The organism is Blastococcus mobilis (assembly GCF_900188025.1).
In the GTDB taxonomy this organism is placed as follows: domain Bacteria; phylum Actinomycetota; class Actinomycetes; order Mycobacteriales; family Geodermatophilaceae; genus Blastococcus_B; species Blastococcus_B mobilis.
The window spans coordinates 51,622-67,959 of the sequence record NZ_FZNO01000005.1; the positions used below are offsets into that span (position 1 = coordinate 51,622).

At 73.1% G+C, this 16,338-nt stretch carries 18 protein-coding genes; 10 read left to right on the top strand and 8 right to left on the bottom strand.

Annotated features, from left to right (window positions below):
- Nucleotides 1–28: 28 nt before the first annotated feature.
- Nucleotides 29–1,288 carry an ATPase BagB gene (bagB, locus tag CHB94_RS05895; protein ID WP_254920433.1) on the bottom strand — a complete coding sequence of 420 codons (1,260 nt, stop codon included), beginning with the start codon at nucleotides 1,286–1,288 and terminating at the stop codon, nucleotides 29–31.
- On the bottom strand, nucleotides 1,285–2,271 hold the full coding sequence (gene bagA, locus CHB94_RS05900) for an ATPase BagA (protein ID WP_089335810.1): 987 nt from the start codon (nucleotides 2,269–2,271) through the stop codon (nucleotides 1,285–1,287). The genes bagB and bagA overlap by 4 nt, the downstream gene beginning before the upstream one ends.
- Nucleotides 2,272–2,380: 109 nt before the next feature.
- Here bagA and sp36 point away from each other — a divergent pair, with 109 nt between their 5' ends.
- Genes sp36 through CHB94_RS05915 form a run of 3 tightly spaced genes read left to right on the top strand, consistent with a single transcriptional unit; the run spans nucleotide 2,381 to nucleotide 3,824 of the window.
- Nucleotides 2,381–2,551 carry a Sp36 family protein gene (sp36, locus tag CHB94_RS25020; RefSeq protein ID WP_089335658.1) on the top strand — a complete coding sequence of 57 codons (171 nt, stop codon included), beginning with the start codon at nucleotides 2,381–2,383 and terminating at the stop codon, nucleotides 2,549–2,551.
- Nucleotides 2,548–3,027 carry a RidA family protein gene (locus CHB94_RS05910; protein WP_089335659.1) on the top strand — a complete coding sequence of 160 codons (480 nt, stop codon included), beginning with the start codon at nucleotides 2,548–2,550 and terminating at the stop codon, nucleotides 3,025–3,027. Before sp36 ends, CHB94_RS05910 begins: the two co-directional genes overlap by 4 nt.
- The gene (locus CHB94_RS05915) at nucleotides 3,024–3,824 is read left to right on the top strand and encodes an NUDIX hydrolase (protein WP_089335660.1); all 801 of its coding nucleotides are present in this window, start codon (nucleotides 3,024–3,026) and stop codon (nucleotides 3,822–3,824) included. The genes CHB94_RS05910 and CHB94_RS05915 overlap by 4 nt, the downstream gene beginning before the upstream one ends.
- Nucleotides 3,825–3,992: 168 nt before the next feature.
- Here the strand turns inward: CHB94_RS05915 and CHB94_RS05920 are convergent, their stop codons facing one another.
- Both CHB94_RS05920 and CHB94_RS05925 read right to left on the bottom strand, forming a co-directional pair.
- Nucleotides 3,993–4,667, bottom strand: a complete 675-nt coding sequence (locus CHB94_RS05920; RefSeq protein ID WP_089335661.1) for a Crp/Fnr family transcriptional regulator — start codon at nucleotides 4,665–4,667, stop codon at nucleotides 3,993–3,995.
- A 146-nt stretch (nucleotides 4,668–4,813) separates the two neighbouring features.
- A complete protein-coding gene (locus tag CHB94_RS05925; protein ID WP_089335662.1) occupies nucleotides 4,814–5,053 on the bottom strand; it encodes a hypothetical protein in 240 nt (79 codons plus the stop codon).
- Between the two features lie 108 nt (nucleotides 5,054–5,161).
- Here CHB94_RS05925 and nth point away from each other — a divergent pair, with 108 nt between their 5' ends.
- The 5 genes from nth (at nucleotide 5,162) to CHB94_RS05950 (ending at nucleotide 9,041) form a co-directional block, all read left to right on the top strand.
- Nucleotides 5,162–5,989, top strand: a complete 828-nt coding sequence (gene nth, locus CHB94_RS05930) for an endonuclease III (RefSeq protein WP_089335663.1) — start codon at nucleotides 5,162–5,164, stop codon at nucleotides 5,987–5,989.
- Entirely contained in the window at nucleotides 5,989–6,549 is a 561-nt protein-coding gene (locus CHB94_RS05935; protein ID WP_089335811.1) for a TlpA disulfide reductase family protein, read from the top strand. Before nth ends, CHB94_RS05935 begins: the two co-directional genes overlap by 1 nt.
- The gene (locus CHB94_RS05940) at nucleotides 6,546–7,322 is read left to right on the top strand and encodes an NUDIX hydrolase (RefSeq protein WP_089335664.1); all 777 of its coding nucleotides are present in this window, start codon (nucleotides 6,546–6,548) and stop codon (nucleotides 7,320–7,322) included. Before CHB94_RS05935 ends, CHB94_RS05940 begins: the two co-directional genes overlap by 4 nt.
- Nucleotides 7,319–7,780: a cupredoxin domain-containing protein gene (locus CHB94_RS05945; protein ID WP_254920434.1), complete on the top strand. Its 462-nt coding sequence runs from the start codon at nucleotides 7,319–7,321 to the stop codon at nucleotides 7,778–7,780. The genes CHB94_RS05940 and CHB94_RS05945 overlap by 4 nt, the downstream gene beginning before the upstream one ends.
- Nucleotides 7,781–7,859: 79 nt before the next feature.
- Nucleotides 7,860–9,041, top strand: a complete 1,182-nt coding sequence (locus CHB94_RS05950) for a MarP family serine protease (RefSeq protein WP_089335665.1) — start codon at nucleotides 7,860–7,862, stop codon at nucleotides 9,039–9,041.
- Nucleotides 9,042–9,203: 162 nt separating this feature from the next.
- Here CHB94_RS05950 and CHB94_RS05955 read toward each other — a convergent pair whose 3' ends face one another.
- From CHB94_RS05955 to acs, 3 genes are all read right to left on the bottom strand, one after another.
- Complete coding sequence (locus CHB94_RS05955) at nucleotides 9,204–10,130, bottom strand: alpha/beta fold hydrolase (protein WP_089335813.1); 927 nt, start codon at nucleotides 10,128–10,130, stop codon at nucleotides 9,204–9,206.
- Between the two features lie 35 nt (nucleotides 10,131–10,165).
- On the bottom strand, nucleotides 10,166–10,666 hold the full coding sequence (locus CHB94_RS05960; RefSeq protein WP_089335666.1) for a phage holin family protein: 501 nt from the start codon (nucleotides 10,664–10,666) through the stop codon (nucleotides 10,166–10,168).
- Nucleotides 10,667–10,858: 192 nt separating this feature from the next.
- Nucleotides 10,859–12,811 (bottom strand): acetate--CoA ligase, encoded by a 1,953-nt coding sequence (acs, locus tag CHB94_RS05965; protein WP_089335667.1) that lies wholly within the window; start codon nucleotides 12,809–12,811, stop codon nucleotides 10,859–10,861.
- Nucleotides 12,812–12,960: 149 nt separating this feature from the next.
- Between acs and CHB94_RS05970 the strand changes: the two genes are divergently transcribed.
- Together CHB94_RS05970 and ygiD are read left to right on the top strand one after the other, a co-directional pair.
- Complete coding sequence (locus CHB94_RS05970) at nucleotides 12,961–13,665, top strand: (2Fe-2S)-binding protein (RefSeq protein WP_089335668.1); 705 nt, start codon at nucleotides 12,961–12,963, stop codon at nucleotides 13,663–13,665.
- 88 nt (nucleotides 13,666–13,753) lie between these two features.
- Nucleotides 13,754–14,605 carry a 4,5-DOPA-extradiol-dioxygenase gene (gene ygiD / locus CHB94_RS05975; protein ID WP_217899193.1) on the top strand — a complete coding sequence of 284 codons (852 nt, stop codon included), beginning with the start codon at nucleotides 13,754–13,756 and terminating at the stop codon, nucleotides 14,603–14,605.
- A gap of 10 nt (nucleotides 14,606–14,615) precedes the next feature.
- Here the strand turns inward: ygiD and CHB94_RS05980 are convergent, their stop codons facing one another.
- On the bottom strand, nucleotides 14,616–16,316 hold the full coding sequence (locus tag CHB94_RS05980; RefSeq protein ID WP_089335669.1) for an HNH endonuclease signature motif containing protein: 1,701 nt from the start codon (nucleotides 16,314–16,316) through the stop codon (nucleotides 14,616–14,618).
- Nucleotides 16,317–16,338 lie beyond the last annotated feature (22 nt).

Here is a 16,338-nt window from a genome sequence, read left to right on the forward strand (position 1 = left end):
ACGTGGCCCGGAGAACGGAACGCCGTCGTCAGCGGCGGCGCGCTGGCAGCACTCGGCTACGGGGGGTACCGGTCGGCGTGTCACCGTCCGGGCCCGTCAGCTCCTCGCCCATGCTCCGCAGACCGTCCAGGTCGTGCACGTCCCCCGCGGCCGCCGGCACGGTCCGGACGGCGACCTCCGGGTGAGCGCTGGTGAACCGGTCGGCCAGGTGCTGCTCGCGGGCGGCCAGCTGCATCCGTTCGGCGTGCACCCGCAGGGCCGCGGCTGCCAGCTCGGCACCCGGGCCGCCGGCCTCGAGGACCTCCTCGGCCGCGCCGTCGGCACGGGTGGCCGACAGCGCCGTCGTCGCCGGCGGGTGGGTGCGGTTGAGCACCAGCCCGGCCAGCGGCATCCCCTCCGCCGACAGCCGGTCGACGAAGTAGGAGGCCTCACGCAGGGCATCGGGCTCCGGCGTCGCGACGACGACGAACCAGGTGCCGGGACGGCGGAGCAGCTCGTAGGTCGCCGTCGCGCGTTCCCGGAAGCCGCCGAACATGGTGTCCAGCGCGGCGACGAACGCGGAGATGTCGCGCAGCAGCTGACCGCCGAGGATCTTGCTGACGATCCGGCTGAAGAGCAGGAATCCGGCGCTGGCGAACTTGAACCCGGCCCGGCTGGGCGCCATGAGCAGCCGGATCATCGTGCCGTCGAGGAACCGGCTCATCCGGTTCGGCGCGTCGAGGAAGTCCAGCGCCGACCGGGACGGCGGGGTGTCGACGACGATCAGGTCCCACTGCTCGCTGGCCCGCAGCTGGCCCAGCTTCTCCATGGCCATGTACTCCTGCGTTCCCGCGAACGAGGAGGAGAGCGCCTGGTAGAAGGGGTTCTCCAGGATCTGCTGCGCCCGCTCGGGCGTGGAGTGAGCGGCGACGATGTCGTCGAAGGTCCGCTTCATGTCCAGCATCATCGCGTGCAGCTGCCCGGTCGCCCCCGTGGCCGCGCCACCAGGGATATCGACCCGCCGCGGTTCGTTGTCCAGCTCCACCAGCCCCAGCGACTGCGCCAGCCGGCGGGCCGGGTCGATGGTGAGGACGACGACCGTCCGGCCGGCCTCGGCGGCGGCGAGTGCCAGCGCGGCCGACGTCGTCGTCTTGCCCACGCCACCGGCGCCGCAGCAGACGACGATCCTGGTCTCCGGGTCGGCGATGAGCGCGTCGAGATCCATGGGTGGCGCGACCGGCCCCGGGCGCGGCTGGCGGGGAGCGCGGGCCGGCCGCTGGGTGGGCTCCGGCTGCGGGGCGGCGGTCACGCGGCCACCTCGGTCTGCAGGTGCTCCTCGAGCCGGGCGGCCAGCTCGAACAGCGAGCCCAGATCCATCGGCCCGGTCATCAGGGGCAGCTCCACCACCGGCCTGCTCAGCGCCTCCACCTCGTCGCGGAGCGCGTCCTGGCCGGCCCACCGCTGCGCGTGCTCGGTGACCTCCGCGGCCAGGGCACCGGCGAGCTCGGGACCGCCGTGCAGATGGGCGGCGGCCAGTGCCGGAGCGAGGTCCTCGCCGGTGAGCCTGCCGCGGGCCGCGAGCGCCAGGCCGTCGGCCGGCAGGACCGGCTCGGTGGCCATGTTGACGATCACCGAGCCGACCGGCAGGTCGGCCTTGGTCAGCTCGCTGATGGCATCCGCGGTCTCCTGCACGGGCATGTCCTCGAGCAGGGTCACCAGGTGCACCGCGGTCTGCGGCGAGCGCAGCACGGCCATGACTCCGTCGCTCTGCGTCTTGATCGGGCCGGAGCGGGCCAGCTGCGACATCTCGGCGGTGACCCCGAGGAAGCGGGTGATCCGGCCGGTCGGCGGGGCGTCGACGACGACGGCGTCGTAGACCGGCCGCCCGTCGTGCCGGCGGGTCACCGCCTCCTTGATCTTGCCGGTGAGGAGCACGTCGCGCAGGCCCGGCGCGATGGCCGTGGCGAAGTCGATCGCACCCATCTTCCGCAGGGCCCGGCCGGCCCGGCGCAGGTTGTAGAACATGTCGAGGTAGTCGAGCAGGGCCTCCTCGGCGTCGATCGCCAGCGCCTTGACCTCGCCGCCACCGCGGGTGACCGCCACCCGGCGTTCCTCGTAGGGGAGCGGTGGGGTGTCGAAGAGCTGGGCGATGCCCTGCCGGCCCTCGGTCTCCACGAGCAGCACCGATCGGCCGTCGGCGGCGAGGGCGAGGGCCAGCGCGGCAGCGACGGTGGTCTTGCCGGTCCCGCCCTTCCCGGTGACGACGTGCAGGCGCACGGGATCGGGGCTCACCCGCACCAGCGTAGGAGAAGGACCCCGTGCCCCCCACTCCTCGCAGGCTCGGGGCGGGGCCCTGCACGGAGCCGCCGGTCAGGTCACCTGCTGCGCTAGCGTCCACGTCATGACCGAATCGGCGCGCCGCAGGTGGGAGTACGCCACCATCCCCCTGCTGATCCACAACACCAAGGCGATCCTCGACTCCTGGGGCGTCGACGGGTGGGAGCTGGTGACCGTCCTGCCGGGCCCCGGGGGCTCCGACCAGCTGGTCGCCTACCTCAAGCGCCCGGCATGACCAGCCCCTCCGCGCCCGCGACGAGCTGGCACGCGCGGCTGGCCGAGCTCGGCATCCGGCTGCCCCCCGTCGCTGCGCCGGTCGCCGCCTACGTGCCCGCCGTCCGCACCGGTTCCCTGGTCTTCACGTCCGGGCAGCTGCCGTTCGTCGACGGTGGGCTGCGCCGCACGGGCAAGGTCGGCGGCTCGGTCGACGTCGAGGCGGCGGCGGCCGACGCGAAGGTGTGCGCGCTCAACGCGCTGGCCGCCATCGACGACCTCGTCGGCCTGGACTCGGTGGCCCGCATCGTGCGGGTCGTCGGCTACGTCGCCAGCGCCGAGGGCTTCACCGGGCAGCCGCGCGTGGTCAACGGCGCGAGCGAGCTGCTGGGCAAGATCTTCGGCGACGCCGGACAGCACGCCCGCAGCGCCGTCGGTGTCGCCGAGCTCCCGCTGGGCGCCCCTGTCGAGGTCGAGCTCACCGTCGAACTGAGATGACCGCGCCGGCCGAGCCGCGGCAGGCAGCCACGGTGCTGTTGCTGCGCGACGGGGAGCCGGGGCTCGAGGTCTACCTGCTGCGACGCACCAGGGGCATGCCGTTCGCCGGCGGGATGACCGCCTATCCCGGCGGCGGGGTGGATCCGCGGGACGGTGACATCGAGACCGCCTGGTTCGGGCCACCGCCCGCGCAGTGGGCCACCGCCTTCGGCTGCGACGAGCGCACCGCGCGCGAACTGGTCTGTGCCGCCGTCCGGGAGACGTTCGAGGAGGCCGGCGTGCTGCTGGCCGGTGACCCCGAGGGTGGCCGGGTCGTGCCGGACGTCTCCGGCGACGACTGGGAGGACCAGCGGCAGGCGCTGCTGTCCCGGGAGCTGTCACTGGCCGAGCTGCTGGCCGGTCGTGGCCTGGCGCTGCGGTCGGACCTGTTGCGGCCCTTCGCGCACTGGATCACCCCGCCGGTCGAGCCGCGGCGCTACGACACCAAGTTCTTCGCTGCCGCGCTGCCGGTGGGGCAGGAGGCGCGGCACGTCTCCGGGGAGGCCGACGAGGCCTCCTGGCTGACGCCCACCGCCGCGCTCGCGGAGCTGGCCACCGGCGACCGGCCGATGATGCCGCCGACCACCCACACCCTCGGCCAGCTGGCCCCGTTCCCGGACGTGGCGGCGGCGCTGGCCGGCTCGCCGCCGGAGCCGTTGCATCCGATCAGCCCGACGTTCGAGGAGACGCCCGACGGCCGGTGGGCGGTGCTCCCCGACGGCACCCGCATCCGTCTCGTGATCCCGCTTCCGCACTGAGCTCTGAACCAGAGAGGCCCAGAACCGTGATGGTTCTGGGCCTTCCTGGTTCAACAGTCGTGCCGAGTGGGCCCCGCAGGGGTCCGCGCAGGCGCGAAGCAGCGGCTCAACGTGGGGCGGGGACGGCTCGTGGCCGCGGTGCGATCCGGAGGATCGCAGTGTCATGGCTCATCGCGCGCGGCGGCGCAGGCGCTCCTCGTCGAGGACGACGACCGACTTGCCCTGCAGCTGGATCCAGCCGCGGTGCACGAAGTCGGCCAGAGCCTTGTTCACCGTCTCGCGTGAGGCGCCGACGAGCTGGGCCAGCTCCTCCTGCGTCAGGTCGTGCTTGACGCGGAGACCGTCGCTCTCGCGGCTGCCGAACCGGTCGGCCATCTGCAGCAGCGCCTTGGCCACCCGACCGGGCACGTCGGTGAAGATCAGGTCGGCGACGGAGTCGTTGGTGCGACGCAGCCGGCGGGCGAGAACCCGCAGCAGCTGCTCGCCGATCTCCGGGTGCGCGTCGATCCAGGGACGCAGCACGGACTGGGGCATGCGCGCGAGCTTCACGTCGGTCACGGCCGTCGCGGTCGCGGTGCGCGGGCCGGGGTCGAACACCGAGAGCTCGCCGAACTGGTCGGAGGGGCCCATGACGGCCAGCACGTTCTCCCGGCCGTCGGGCGACCGGCGGGACAGCTTGATCTTGCCGGACACGACGATGTAGAGGCTGTCGCCGGGCTCGCCCTCGTTGAAGACCACTCGACCGCGCGGCAGCGTGATCATCTCCAAGCGACTGGCGACCGGGTCCACCGCGTCTTCCGAAAGCCCCTGGAAGAGCCCGGACTGGGCCAGTACCTCGTCCACTGCACGTCCTCTCGCAACCGTTCGTACGGACGCACCGGCGTCCGTGTCCGGAGCGAGTGTAGGCGGCTGTGCCTCCGGTCACCCGTTCGGTGGGCGGACGCGTCCCCCCTCCGAGCGAGTGGCCTGGAGCACACCCGCCGGACCGCTCAGACCAGCGGTGGGTTCGTCGTGGCGCCGCGCCTACCGCGACGACGGCGCCAGCGGGACAGGGCACGTCGGATACCCGACGAGGCAAGGGTGTCCACCTCGCCGGGCGTGGCCGTGTTCAGGAACTCCGTCACCTCGCGCGGACTGGCCGGTCGGCGCAGCGGCTCCTCGACGCGTTCCATCACCAGCAGGAACGCGATGAGCAGCGGTGGAAAGAGGATGACGCTCAGCGCGACCACTGCCACCTCCTCCTGCGATCCGGCCGGGACCGCCCCGGCACACGGCTGTCGATGATGACACGGACCGGTTACCCGTCGGACCGGCCGCCTACCCTCGACGACGTGTCGATGCCCGCGTCCGAGTCCGTGAGCGCGCCCGTGGCGGCGTCCGGGGCGCCCGGTTACGCCCGTCCTGCCCGCCTCCGGCGGCCCACCCGCGCCGCGCGGACCGGTGCCTCGCCCTACGACCCGGAGGAGACGCCTCTCGGCCGGACCAGGCGTGCCCGGCGGATGGCCCGGGAGCTCGCTGTGATCCACCCCGACGCACACTGCGAGCTCGACTTCACCAACGCCTTCGAGCTGCTGGTCGCCACGGTGCTGTCGGCGCAGACCACCGACAAGATGGTGAACAAGGTCACGCCGACGCTGTTCGCGAAGTACCCGGACGCCGTCGCGCTCGCCGCCGCCGACCGCGAGGAGCTCGAGGCGATCCTCAAGCCGACCGGCTTCTTCCGGGCGAAGGCGAACTCGGTCCTCGGGCTCAGCCAGGCGCTGGTCGAGCGCTTCCACGGCGAGGTGCCCGGCCGGATGGCCGATCTGGTCACCCTGCCCGGGGTGGGCCGCAAGACCGCGAACGTCGTCCTGGGCAACGCCTTCGGGGTGCCGGGCCTGACCGTCGACACGCACTTCGGCCGCCTGGTGCGCCGGTTCGGGTGGACGGCAGAGGAGGACCCGGTGAAGGTCGAGGCGGAGATCGCCGAGCTGATCCCGAAGAAGGAATGGACCGACTTCAGCCACCGCGTGATCTGCCACGGTCGCCGGGTCTGCCACGCCAAGAAGGCCGCCTGCGGAGCCTGCGGTCTGGCGCAGTGGTGCCCCTCGTTCGGTATCGGGCCCGTGGACCCGGAGGTCGCCCTGAAGCTGGTCCGGTCGCCGGCCGCCTCGGACACCGAGTGATGCGGCGACTCCTCGCCGGGCTCACGGCGGCGGTCCTGCTGTCGGCGTGCGCGGCCGACACGGAGAACCCGGACGGTCCCGTGCAGATGGAGAGCACCCTCTCGGCCTGTCCCGAGCAGCCCGGCGAACCGGCGCGGGGCGCCGCGCTGATGCCCGCGCTGGCCTTCGACTGCCCCGGCGGCGGAACGCTGGACCTCTCCCGGGCACCGGGCGTGCCGACGGTGGTCAACCTGTGGGGAAGCTGGTGCGCGCCCTGCCGCGAGGAGCTGCCGATGTTCCAGGAGCTGGCGAACAGCGCGGGGGAGCAGGTCCACGTGATCGGGGTGATCAGCAAGGACGGCGTCCCCCAGGCGGAGTCCTTCGCCTCGGATGCCGGGGTCGTGTTTCCCAGCGCGTTCGACGGGGAGGGGGAGCTCATGGCCGAGCTGGGCATCAACGTGCTGCCCCACACCTACTTCCTCGACGCCGGGGGTGCCCTCGTCCACACCCAGGTGGGGCCGGTCGCGTCGGCGGACGAGCTGCGCGGCCTGGTCGCCGAGCACCTCGGCGTGCAGTTGTGAGCGCCGGCGACGCGGCGCGGGAGTCGGCGGCCGATGGGCTGCCCGACTACCTCCTGCGGCTGCTCGACGCCGCCGTCGACCTCCCGCTCCGCCACCGCATGCCCAAGGCGACGGCCACGGCCCGGCGCTCCGCTGTGCTCATCCTCTTCGGTGAGGGACCGGGCGGGCCGGACGTGCTGCTGATCGAGAAGTCCGCACACCTGCGCAGCCACGCCGGTCAGCCGGCCTTCCCGGGTGGCCAGGCCGATCCCGGTGACGACTACCCGGTCGGGACGGCGCTGCGCGAGGCCCAGGAGGAGGCCGGCATCGACCCGGCCGGTGTCCGGATCCTGGCCACCTTGCAGGAGCTCTTCCTCGGCCCCTCCGACAACCTCGTCGTGCCGGTGGTGGGCTGGTGGGACGACCCGCGGGACGTGACGGTGGGCGATCCGCGCGAGGTCGCGCGGGTCGCGCGCGTGCCGTTGGCCGACCTCGCGAACCCGGCCAACCGCTTCCGGGTGGGGCACCCGTCCGGCTACATCGGACCGGCCTTCGCCGTCGCCGACATGGTGGTGTGGGGCTTCACCGCGGGCTTGCTGGAGGCGATCCTCGAGGCGGCCGGGCTCGCCGAGCCGTGGAACGAGCGCGACGTGCGTCAGCTCCCGGCCTCCGCCGTACGGCCGTATCGGCTGCCGGGATCGGGCGACGACGAGCCCGACGGCGACGCCGCCGCGCCGACGGTGGCCGATCCCGCGCCGGACGGGCCTCCGACGCGTACGGTTCCGCCCCGATGAACGGGGGACGGCGGACGACCGTACGGCGCGGCGCTGGGGCGCTGCTGGGCCTGCTGATGCTGCCCGGCGTGCTCGCCGGTTGCAGCGGCGAGGACCTGCCGGAGTCCGGTGCCGCACCGCTGGCACCCGGGGTGGGCGAGGTGACGACGGCGCCCGACGGCGTCCAGGAGATCACCCTGCAGACCCAGGACGACTACGTCTTCACGCCCGATCACTTCACCGTCGACCCGGGCCCCGTGCGCCTGACGGTGGTGAACGTGGCCGAGGAGATGACCCACGACTTCCGGTTCACGCCGGGCACCGGACCTGCCGCGATCGAGTCGGTGATCGACTTCCTCGCGCCGGGCGAGGAGATGACCATCGATTTCGAGGCGACCGCGCCCGGCGACTATCCGTTCGAGTGCAGCTTCCACGTCCAGCTCGACCAGGTCGGCACCATGACGGTGCGCGACCGATGACGAGCGGGTCAGGAGCATCGCAGGGAGCGCCGGCGACGGAGGAGCGGACCGGCTCCGGGGTCGAGCGGGGTAACTGACCGTGTCCGTCGTCGACGTGGTGCTGATCGCACTCGCCCTCGTGTTCGCGCTGTCGGGTTTCCGGCAGGGCCTGCTGGTCTCCTCCACCTCCATCTTCGGCTTCCTGGGCGGCGCCGTCCTCGGGGCGCAGCTGTCCGGACCGGTCGCCGATCGGATCGACGGTTCCAGCGTCACGCGGGTGTTCGCCGCGCTGGTGGTGGTGCTCGCCGGGGCGTTGCTCGGCCAGATCCTGGCCGGGGCGGCCGGCCGCGCGCTGCGCGGGCGGGTCACCTGGGAGCCGGCGAAGATGATCGATTCGGTGGCCGGAGCGGTGGTCTCGGCGGTCGCCGTGCTGCTGGTCGCCTGGATGGTCGCTTCTCCGCTGGCCAGCTCGCCGTTCCCGACGGTGGCCGGTCAGGTGCGTCAGTCCGGGCTCGTGCAGGCCGTCGACCGGGCGATCCCCGACGAGGTCCGGACCGTCTACGACAACCTCCGCGACGCGATCGACCGCCGCGGGCTGCCCGACGTCCTCGACCCGCTCACCCCGACCGAGGTCCGCGAGGTCCCGGCGCCCGACCCGGCGCTGCTGTCCAGCCCGGTGGTGAACTCGGTGCAGGGGTCGGTCGTGAAGATCACCGGTATCGCGCCGTCCTGCTCCCGGCAGATCGACGGATCCGGATTCGTCTACGCACCCGAGCGGGTGATGACCAACGCGCACGTGCTCGCGGGCGTCACCGACCCGGTCGTGCTGGCCGAGGGGGAGGAGTACGACGCCACGCCGGTCTACGTGGACGAGGCGACCGACGTCGCGGTGCTCGCCGTGCCCGGGATGGAGACGCTCCCGCTGTCGTTCAGCGCGGACCTCGCCGAGGCCGGCGACGACGCGATCATCATGGGCTACCCCGGCGGCGGACCCTTCTACGTCGGGCCGGCGCGGGTGCGCGACCGCGTGGAGATCAGCGGCCCGGACTTCCGGAACACCGAGACCGTCGTCCGCGAGGTCTACGCGCTGTTCGGGACCGTCCGGTCCGGTAACTCCGGCGGTCCGCTGTTCGCCACCGACGGCAGCGTCCTGGGCGTGGTCTTCGCCTCCGCGATCGACGACCCCGACACCGGCTACGCCCTGACCGGGCCGGAGGTCGCCGAGGCGGCGACCGTCGGCAGCACCGCGCGGGCCGAGGTCGGCACCGGTCCCTGCGAGTAGGCCCCGTCCGGAGGCTCGCCGCGAGCGTGCGAGCGGTGAGAGGGACGGGGTCCTTTCTGCTTCGCAGGCTCAGCGCGGGACCCTGAACGGGGCCGTTTCAGTGGGTCGCCGGGCCCTGAAGGGTGGCCGCTCCATTACGTCACCCGGGGCCGTTCCATACCGTCAGGTGGCCCACTCGGCGATGGCCCGGCTGACCTCGGCCGGTGCCTCCTCGTGCGGGAAGTGGCCGATGCCCGGCAGCTCCCGCCACTCGTAGGCGCCGGCGACGTAGCGACCCGAGCCGCGCGCGGTGTCGACGAGCACGCAGGGGTCCAGCGTGCCGTGCAGCTGCAGCGTGGGCGCGCTGATGGGGGCGGCCATCCGCCGCGCGTAGCGGAGACCGTCGGGGCGCAGCTGCGACCGGGCCGCCCAGCGGTGGTACTCCATGGCGCCGTAGGCGGCCTGGGGGATCCGCGCGGCCGAGCGGTAGCGCTCCACCGCCTCGGCGAACCCCGGGGTGCGTGCCCACGCCGGGCCGGCCCACCGTTGCATCAGGTCGGCGACGGGGTCGTCGTCGGCCCGGGTCAGCCGGCGCTCGGGCAGGCGGGGCAGCTGGAAGCCCAGGGCATACCGGGAGGCCCGCCGCTGCGCGGGGTCGGTCATGCCCGCCCGCAGCCGCCGGGGGTGGGCCATCGAGAGGACGACGAGCCGGCGCACGGTGCGCGGGTGCAGCGCCGCCATGGTCCAGCCCAGGAGACCACCCCAGTCGTGGCCGACCACCACCGCGTCCTGCTCGCCGAGCGCGCGCACCAGGGCCGCCACGTCCGCGGAGAGCGAGGGCAGGTCGTAGCCGCGGGGCGGCTTGTCGCTGGCCCCGTAGCCGCGCAGGTCCGGGGCGACCACGTGGAAGCCCGCCGCGGCCAGGTCGGTCAACTGTGCGCGCCAGGCCCACCAGAACTGCGGAAAGCCGTGCAGCAGGAGGACCAGTGGCCCCTCGCCGGCTTCGGCGGCGTGCAGTCGCACGCCGTTGGCCGAGATGTCGCGGTGGGTCCACGGGCCCGGGAGCAGGACGCTGGTCGCGTCGGGTGGGCCCTCGACGCGGACCGTCACGGGGCTGGAGGCCACTCCGTCGCTCGGTGTGGCGGTCAGAGCGTGTAGGACTGCGTGCCCGCCCGCTTGACCTGGCCGTTGCTGACCTCCGGGATGGCGCGGTGACGCTGACCCGGAGCCTCCCGGTGCAGCACGTCGGGCAGGTCGGAGAGGGTCTCCAGCGTCCGCTCGGGCTTCTCGACCCTCCGGAGCATCCGGCGCCCGATCAGCGCCAGGATGCCGGCGAGGACGAGCAGGAAGAGCGTGACGATCCCGTAGGACACCCAGCGGGGCAGGCCCAGGGCGGTCAGCGCCTCCGCGATGGTGACGAAGAGGTAGATCCCGGCGAACGCTGCGAGCACGCCGGCGGCGCCGAACAGCGCGACGCTGATCCCCGCCTTCTTCGCCGACCGGCCGATCTCCGCCTTGGCCAGCTCGATCTCGCTGCGCACCAGCGTCGACATGTCGGCCATGGCGCTCTGGACGAGCGTCCCGACCGAGGGCTCGGCGGCTGCCGCCGTCGCGTCGAGGCGGGCCGGCGACACACTGTGGGCCACGGGGGCTCCTCCTTCGGATGGCTGTGCCTGATCGATGCGGGCCTGGTCCAGGCCCGCCGGATCGATCGGCCGGACAGGAGAATGGTGCCGCACGACGAACGACGCCGCGCTCCCGCATCCCGGAAAGGGTTCGCCGGAGTGCCGGTACCGAGGCCCCCTGGTGGCCGACGTGGCCACCAGGGGAGCGCCGGCTCAGTCCTCGGACGACGTCGCGGGGAGCTTGTCCTTGATCAGGTTCATCACCGACGAGTCGGTCAGCGTGGTCACGTCGCCGAGCTCGCGGTTCTCCGCGATGTCCCGCAGCAGCCGGCGCATGATCTTCCCGGAGCGGGTCTTGGGCAGCTCCTGGACAACCATGATCTGGCGGGGTTTGGCGATCGGGCCGATGTCCTTGGCCACGTGGGTGCGCAGCTGCTGGACCAGGTCGTCCCCGGAGTCCTCGGCGCTCCCGCGGAGGATGACGAAGGCGACGATGCCCTGCCCGGTGGTCGGATCGTTCGCGCCGACCACCGCGGCCTCGGCGACCGACGGGTGGGCGACGAGCGAGGACTCCACCTCGGTGGTGGAGATGCGGTGGCCGGACACGTTCATGACGTCGTCCACCCGGCCGAGCAGCCAGATGTTGCCGTCGGCGTCCTTCTTCGCGCCGTCCCCGGCGAAGTAGACGTTCTTCCCGAACCGTGACCAGTAGGTGTCGACGTAGCGTTCGTCGGCGCCCCAGATGGTGCGCAGCATGGCCGGCCACGGCTCGGTGAGCACGAGCAGCCCGGTGGAGTCGTTGGTCAGCTCGTTCCCCTCGTCGTCGACGATCTTGGCCGCGATGCCCGGGAAGGGGTGTTGTGCCGAGCCGGGCACCAGAGTGGTCACACCGGGCAGCGGCGTGATCATGTGGGCGCCGGTCTCGGTCTGCCACCAGGTGTCCATGATCGGGCAGCGGCCACCGCCGATGTGCTCGTGGTACCACAGCCAGGCCTCCGGGTTGATCGGCTCACCGACCGAGCCGAGCAGCCGCAGCGACGACAGGTCGAAGCCGGCGGGGATGTCCTCGCCCCACTTCATGAAGGTCCGGATCACCGTCGGCGCCGTGTAGAGGATCGTGACGCCGTACTTCTGGATCAGCTCGAACCAGCGCCCGCGGTGCGGGGTCTCCGGCGTCCCCTCGTACATGACCGACGTCGCCCGATTGGCCAGCGGCCCGTACACGATGTAGCTGTGGCCGGTCACCCAGCCGACGTCGGCACTGGTCCAGAAGACGTCGTCGTCGGGCTTGAGGTCGAAGGTCGCCCAGTGCGTGTAGGCGACCTGGGTCAGGTAGCCCCCGCTGGTGTGCAGGATGCCCTTCGGGGAAGCCGTGGTCCCCGAGGTGTACATGATGTAGAGCGGGTGCTCGGCGTCGAACGATGCGGCCTCGTGCTCGGTGGACTGCCGGTCGACGACGTCCTCCCACCACAGGTCGCGCCCCTCGGTCCACTCGACGTCCTGGCCGGTGCGCTTGACGACCACGACGTTGCGGACGCCCGGGCTCCGGTCGACCGCGTCGTCGACGGCCGGCTTGAGTGCGCTCGGCGACCCGCGGCGGTAGCCGCCGTCGGCAGTGATGACCAGGACGGCGCCGGAGTCCTCGAGGCGGCTGGCGAGCGCGTCGGCGGAGAACCCGCCGAACACGACCATGTGGACGGCGCCGATGCGGGCGCACGCCAACATCGCGAAGATCGTCTCCGGGATCATCGGCATGTAGATGGCGACGCGGTCGCCGGCCTGCACGCCGAGCTCGGTGAGTGCGTTCGCGGCCTTGCTGACCTCGTCCTTGAGCTGGGCGTAGGTGATGACCCGGGTGTCACCCGGCTCGCCCTCCCAGTAGTAGGCCACCTGGTCGCCGTGCCCGTCCTCGACGTGCCGGTCGACGCAGTTGTAGGCCACGTTGAGCTTGCCGCCGACGAACCACTTCGCGAACGGCGGGTTGCTCCAGTCCAGGACCTCGTCCCACTCCTGTGCCCAGGTGAGCCGGCGGGCCTGCTTGGCCCAGAACGCAGGCCGGTCGGCCGCCGCCTCGTCGTAGACATCGGGCCCGACGTTGGCCTGGGCGGCGAGTTGCTCCGGCGGGCTGAAGGTGCGGCCGCCGGTCGCCTGGCTCGTCTCGCTCATGCGTACCTCCCGATTCCAGCGCCGCTCTGGACCGGCGCAACGTGGCTCACGCCACACCGTATGACCCAGACGCACTCGGCGTCTCCCCAGGACGCCACGCGGTCGTCGACAGCCGTGGGCGCGCACGGGCGACCAGCGAGACTGGCCGGGTGACCGAGGGCGGGCAGGCGGCGGTGGCCGGGCGGATCCGCGGTGCCGCCGCCCTCGGGCTCCTACCCCCACCGTCCGCCGACGTGGTCCCTGCGACGCTGCTCGCGGACGCCTCGTGGACCGCGCAGCTGCTGGCCGCCCGGGCCCCGCGGCAGGGCACCGGAGACCGACGCGTGCTGGCAACGGTGTGGTGGTACTCCGCCTCGACGGTGCTCCTCACGCCCTCGCTGGCCGGCCTGGCGACGGGCGTCCCGCTGTCGGCCCGGCTGCCCGACACCGCGGTGTCGATGTCGGCCGGCGGCCTGCCGGTGGCGGCAGTGTCGTCGGCGTCCGCGGCGGACCTCGGGACCGAGCTGCGGGAGTCCCTGGCCGCTGTCGTGGCCGCGGTCGCCGAGGCCGGCCGGATGCGCGAACGGCCGCTGTGGGCGATCGCCACCGACTCGATCGCGAACCGGTTGCTGGCGCTGGGCCGTGCGGTGGGAGACGTCCCGCGGGCGACGGGGCTCGCGGCACCGCTGGCGGCAGCGATCGGGCCGCCGTTGCCGGCACCCCGCTACGTGGACGTGGCCGGGGTCCGGTTCACCCGGCGGGCCTCCTGCTGCCTGCTCTACCGGGTGCCCGACGGGCCGACGTGCACCTCGTGCCCGCGCCGTCCGCCGGCCGAGCGGCAGGTCCTGCTCGAGGACGCCGCCACCCGCCTCTGACCACCGGACGTGCGTGGTGCGACGCCTCGCATCCGGACGCCCTCAGGGCGATCATCGACCCAGTCGATGAAGACAGGGGTGGAGCCGCATGTCCGTCATGCCCGCCGCGTTCTTCGGTCACGGCAACCCGATGAACGCGCTCGAGAAGAACCGGTACACCGAGGCCTGGCGGGCGTTCGGCCAGGCGGTGCCCCGGCCGCGCGCGATCCTCGTCGTCTCCGCGCACTGGTACGTGCACGCCACCGCGGTCACCGCGATGCCGAGGCCCCGCACGATCCATGACTTCTTCGGCTTCCCCCGTGAACTGTTCGAGGTCGACTACCGGCCCCCGGGCCTGCCCGAGCTGTACGAGGAGATCGCCGACATCGTCCACCCGACCTGGGTCGGCGCGGACCTGGACAGCTGGGGGATCGACCACGGCGCCTGGTCGGTGCTGATGCACGCCTTCCCGGACGCCGACATCCCCGTCGCCCAGCTGTCGATCAACGCGCTCAAGCCGTTCGACTACCACCTGCAGCTGGGGGCCGCGCTGGCTCCGTTGCGGGAGGACGGCGTGCTCCTGATCGGCAGCGGGAACGTGGTCCACAACCTCGGCGGGGTCAGCCGAGCGTTGCCCGATGCGGGGTTCGACTGGGCGCAGCGGTTCGACGAGGGGGCGAAGGAGACGATGCTGACCGACCCCAGCGCGGCCGGCCGGCTCGACGGGCACCGCGACTACGACCTGGCCGTCCCGACCCCCGACCACTTCCTCCCCCTGCTGTACGTCGCCGGCATCGCGGGGGCGACGGGGACGCCGGCCGACGTGCTGGTCGACGGCTACGCGTACGGATCCCTGTCGATGACGTCCTACACGGTGGGCATGGACGCCCCGGCTCCGATGGGCTCCGGCTTCGCCGCACCCCTTCCCGAGGGGCCACCCGCGGACGGCGCCAACATCTGACGGCGCGGGATCACGGCGTTCCCGCGGGAACGGCTGCTGCCTCTGCGGCCAGACGGCGGACGAGGTCGCGGTTGCCCATGAGGACGCCGACGACGTGGCGGACGTCCATGCGCTCGCCGCCCGCCGGCATGGCGTCGGGGAGCGCTGGTTCCCCGGTGGGGAACAGCGTCGCGGCAATCGCTGCGTCGGTGCGGGTGATCGGTGGGCGCGGCGTCGAGCTGCCTGGATGCCGGGTGCCCTTCCGGTGTGAGCGGTGCCGGCTCAGATGCGGTGATGTCGCCGTGCGGCCCCCGGGCGCCGGGCCTGCCGGAGTTCGCGCGGGACGCGCACCGCGACGTCGCCGGTCGCCGGTGGCCGGCAGGCACCGCTCGGCCGGCTGACGCTCGGCGGGCTCGAGGACGATGGCCTGCGCGTGCGGGCGGCGCCCGACCACGGTGTCGATCGGGTGGACCCCGGCGAATGCGTCCTGGTCGGCAGCTGACGTGGCGTCGAGCCCTGCCAGCGCTCCGGTGAAGCCGGCGTCCGCCGTCCCCCACACCCGGCGGCCGTCCGGAGTCGTGACCACCAGCCGACCGCCCGCGCGGCTCATCACCAGATCGAGTTCGTGGACGAGACCGTGGTCCCGGTCGCACAGGAGGACCAGATTCGTCAGGTCCGTCCGCCCGCCGAAGAGCCAGTGCTGCAGGTGGTGCGCGTGCAGCCGCTCGATGCGGCCCTCCGGGCATCCCGGCCGGGCGCAGCCGCCGTCCCGACGCAGCAACGCCATGCGCTGCGCTCTGGTGGCCCGCCGCTTCCGGCGGCCGACCGCGAGGGGCTCGCGGTCCTGCTCCAGCATGGCGACCACGGAGGCCTCGCAGAGCATCCGCCGGGTGAGTGCCGGGGGCAGCGCGGGACCGCCCTCGAGGTAGGCCCGGCCCGCTGCGCCGTCGTCGGCGAGGACGGCAGCGTCGACGTGCACGACCACCTCGCGGCGAGGGGGGTCGCCGGGACGGCGGTCGGAGTCCACGGCGACCTCGGCCAGTCGGGTCAGGGCGGTGAGCCGACGAGCGGACATGTTGTCGCGGACGGGGCTGCCGGGGGCGGTCCCCGGCCCGGCTTTCCCCCTGTCGTCCCGGTTCGCCTGTGCCCGCTCGCGGCGAGCTTCCCGTTCGGCCAGGGAATCGATGGCGGCCATGAAGCCCGCGCCTGCCTCGGGAGGCATGCGCACCTGGACGGTCAACATCCCCGACTCGTCCCACCAGTGCTCGAACGACTGCCGGCCCTCCGGCGGCGGCTCTCCAGCATTGGCGCCCTCGGCTCTGCGCCACTGCCGCACGGTGCGCTCGACCTGTGACGCCGTCAGTTCCACGGCCAGTTCCAGCAACGCCGCCTCGCTGTCAGGCTCGGCGATCCGCGTGAGCGCACGCACCTTCGAGTAGGAGAGCCGACCGTTCGCGAAGGCTGCCTCGATCAACGGCAGCCCACCGAGCGCCCGCGCGACCCGGACGTGCTCGCGCGCAGCGCCGGGGGAGAGGCCGCACTGCCAGGACAGCCAGTGGGCGCAGGAGGCGATGCCGTAGCCGTGCCATCCCTCCCGTTCGTCGAACTCGGCGATCAGCCGGAGCCAGGCCGCGGTCGCGGCGGCGATGCGCACTGCTCCGGCGGTGATGGCGGCGGCCAGGTCGGGCAGTGAACTGCCGGACCGGTGCTCGGACGGCGAGAAGATGGACACCAGACCTCCTTCGAACGCGTGT

Excerpts from the sequence above, each read along its gene's own strand:
- sp36 (WP_089335658.1), top strand. The coding sequence starts at position 2,381 with ATGACCGAATCGGCGCGCCGCAGGTGGGAGTACGCCACCATCCCCCTG.
- CHB94_RS05915 (WP_089335660.1), top strand. The coding sequence starts at position 3,024 with ATGACCGCGCCGGCCGAGCCGCGGCAGGCAGCCACGGTGCTGTTGCTG.
- CHB94_RS05910 (WP_089335659.1), top strand. The coding sequence starts at position 2,548 with ATGACCAGCCCCTCCGCGCCCGCGACGAGCTGGCACGCGCGGCTGGCC.
- acs (WP_089335667.1), bottom strand. The coding sequence starts at position 12,811 with ATGAGCGAGACGAGCCAGGCGACCGGCGGCCGCACCTTCAGCCCGCCG.
- ygiD (WP_217899193.1), top strand. The coding sequence starts at position 13,754 with ATGTCCGTCATGCCCGCCGCGTTCTTCGGTCACGGCAACCCGATGAAC.
- nth (WP_089335663.1), top strand. The coding sequence starts at position 5,162 with ATGCCCGCGTCCGAGTCCGTGAGCGCGCCCGTGGCGGCGTCCGGGGCG.
- CHB94_RS05935 (WP_089335811.1), top strand. The coding sequence starts at position 5,989 with ATGCGGCGACTCCTCGCCGGGCTCACGGCGGCGGTCCTGCTGTCGGCG.
- CHB94_RS05945 (WP_254920434.1), top strand. The coding sequence starts at position 7,319 with ATGAACGGGGGACGGCGGACGACCGTACGGCGCGGCGCTGGGGCGCTG.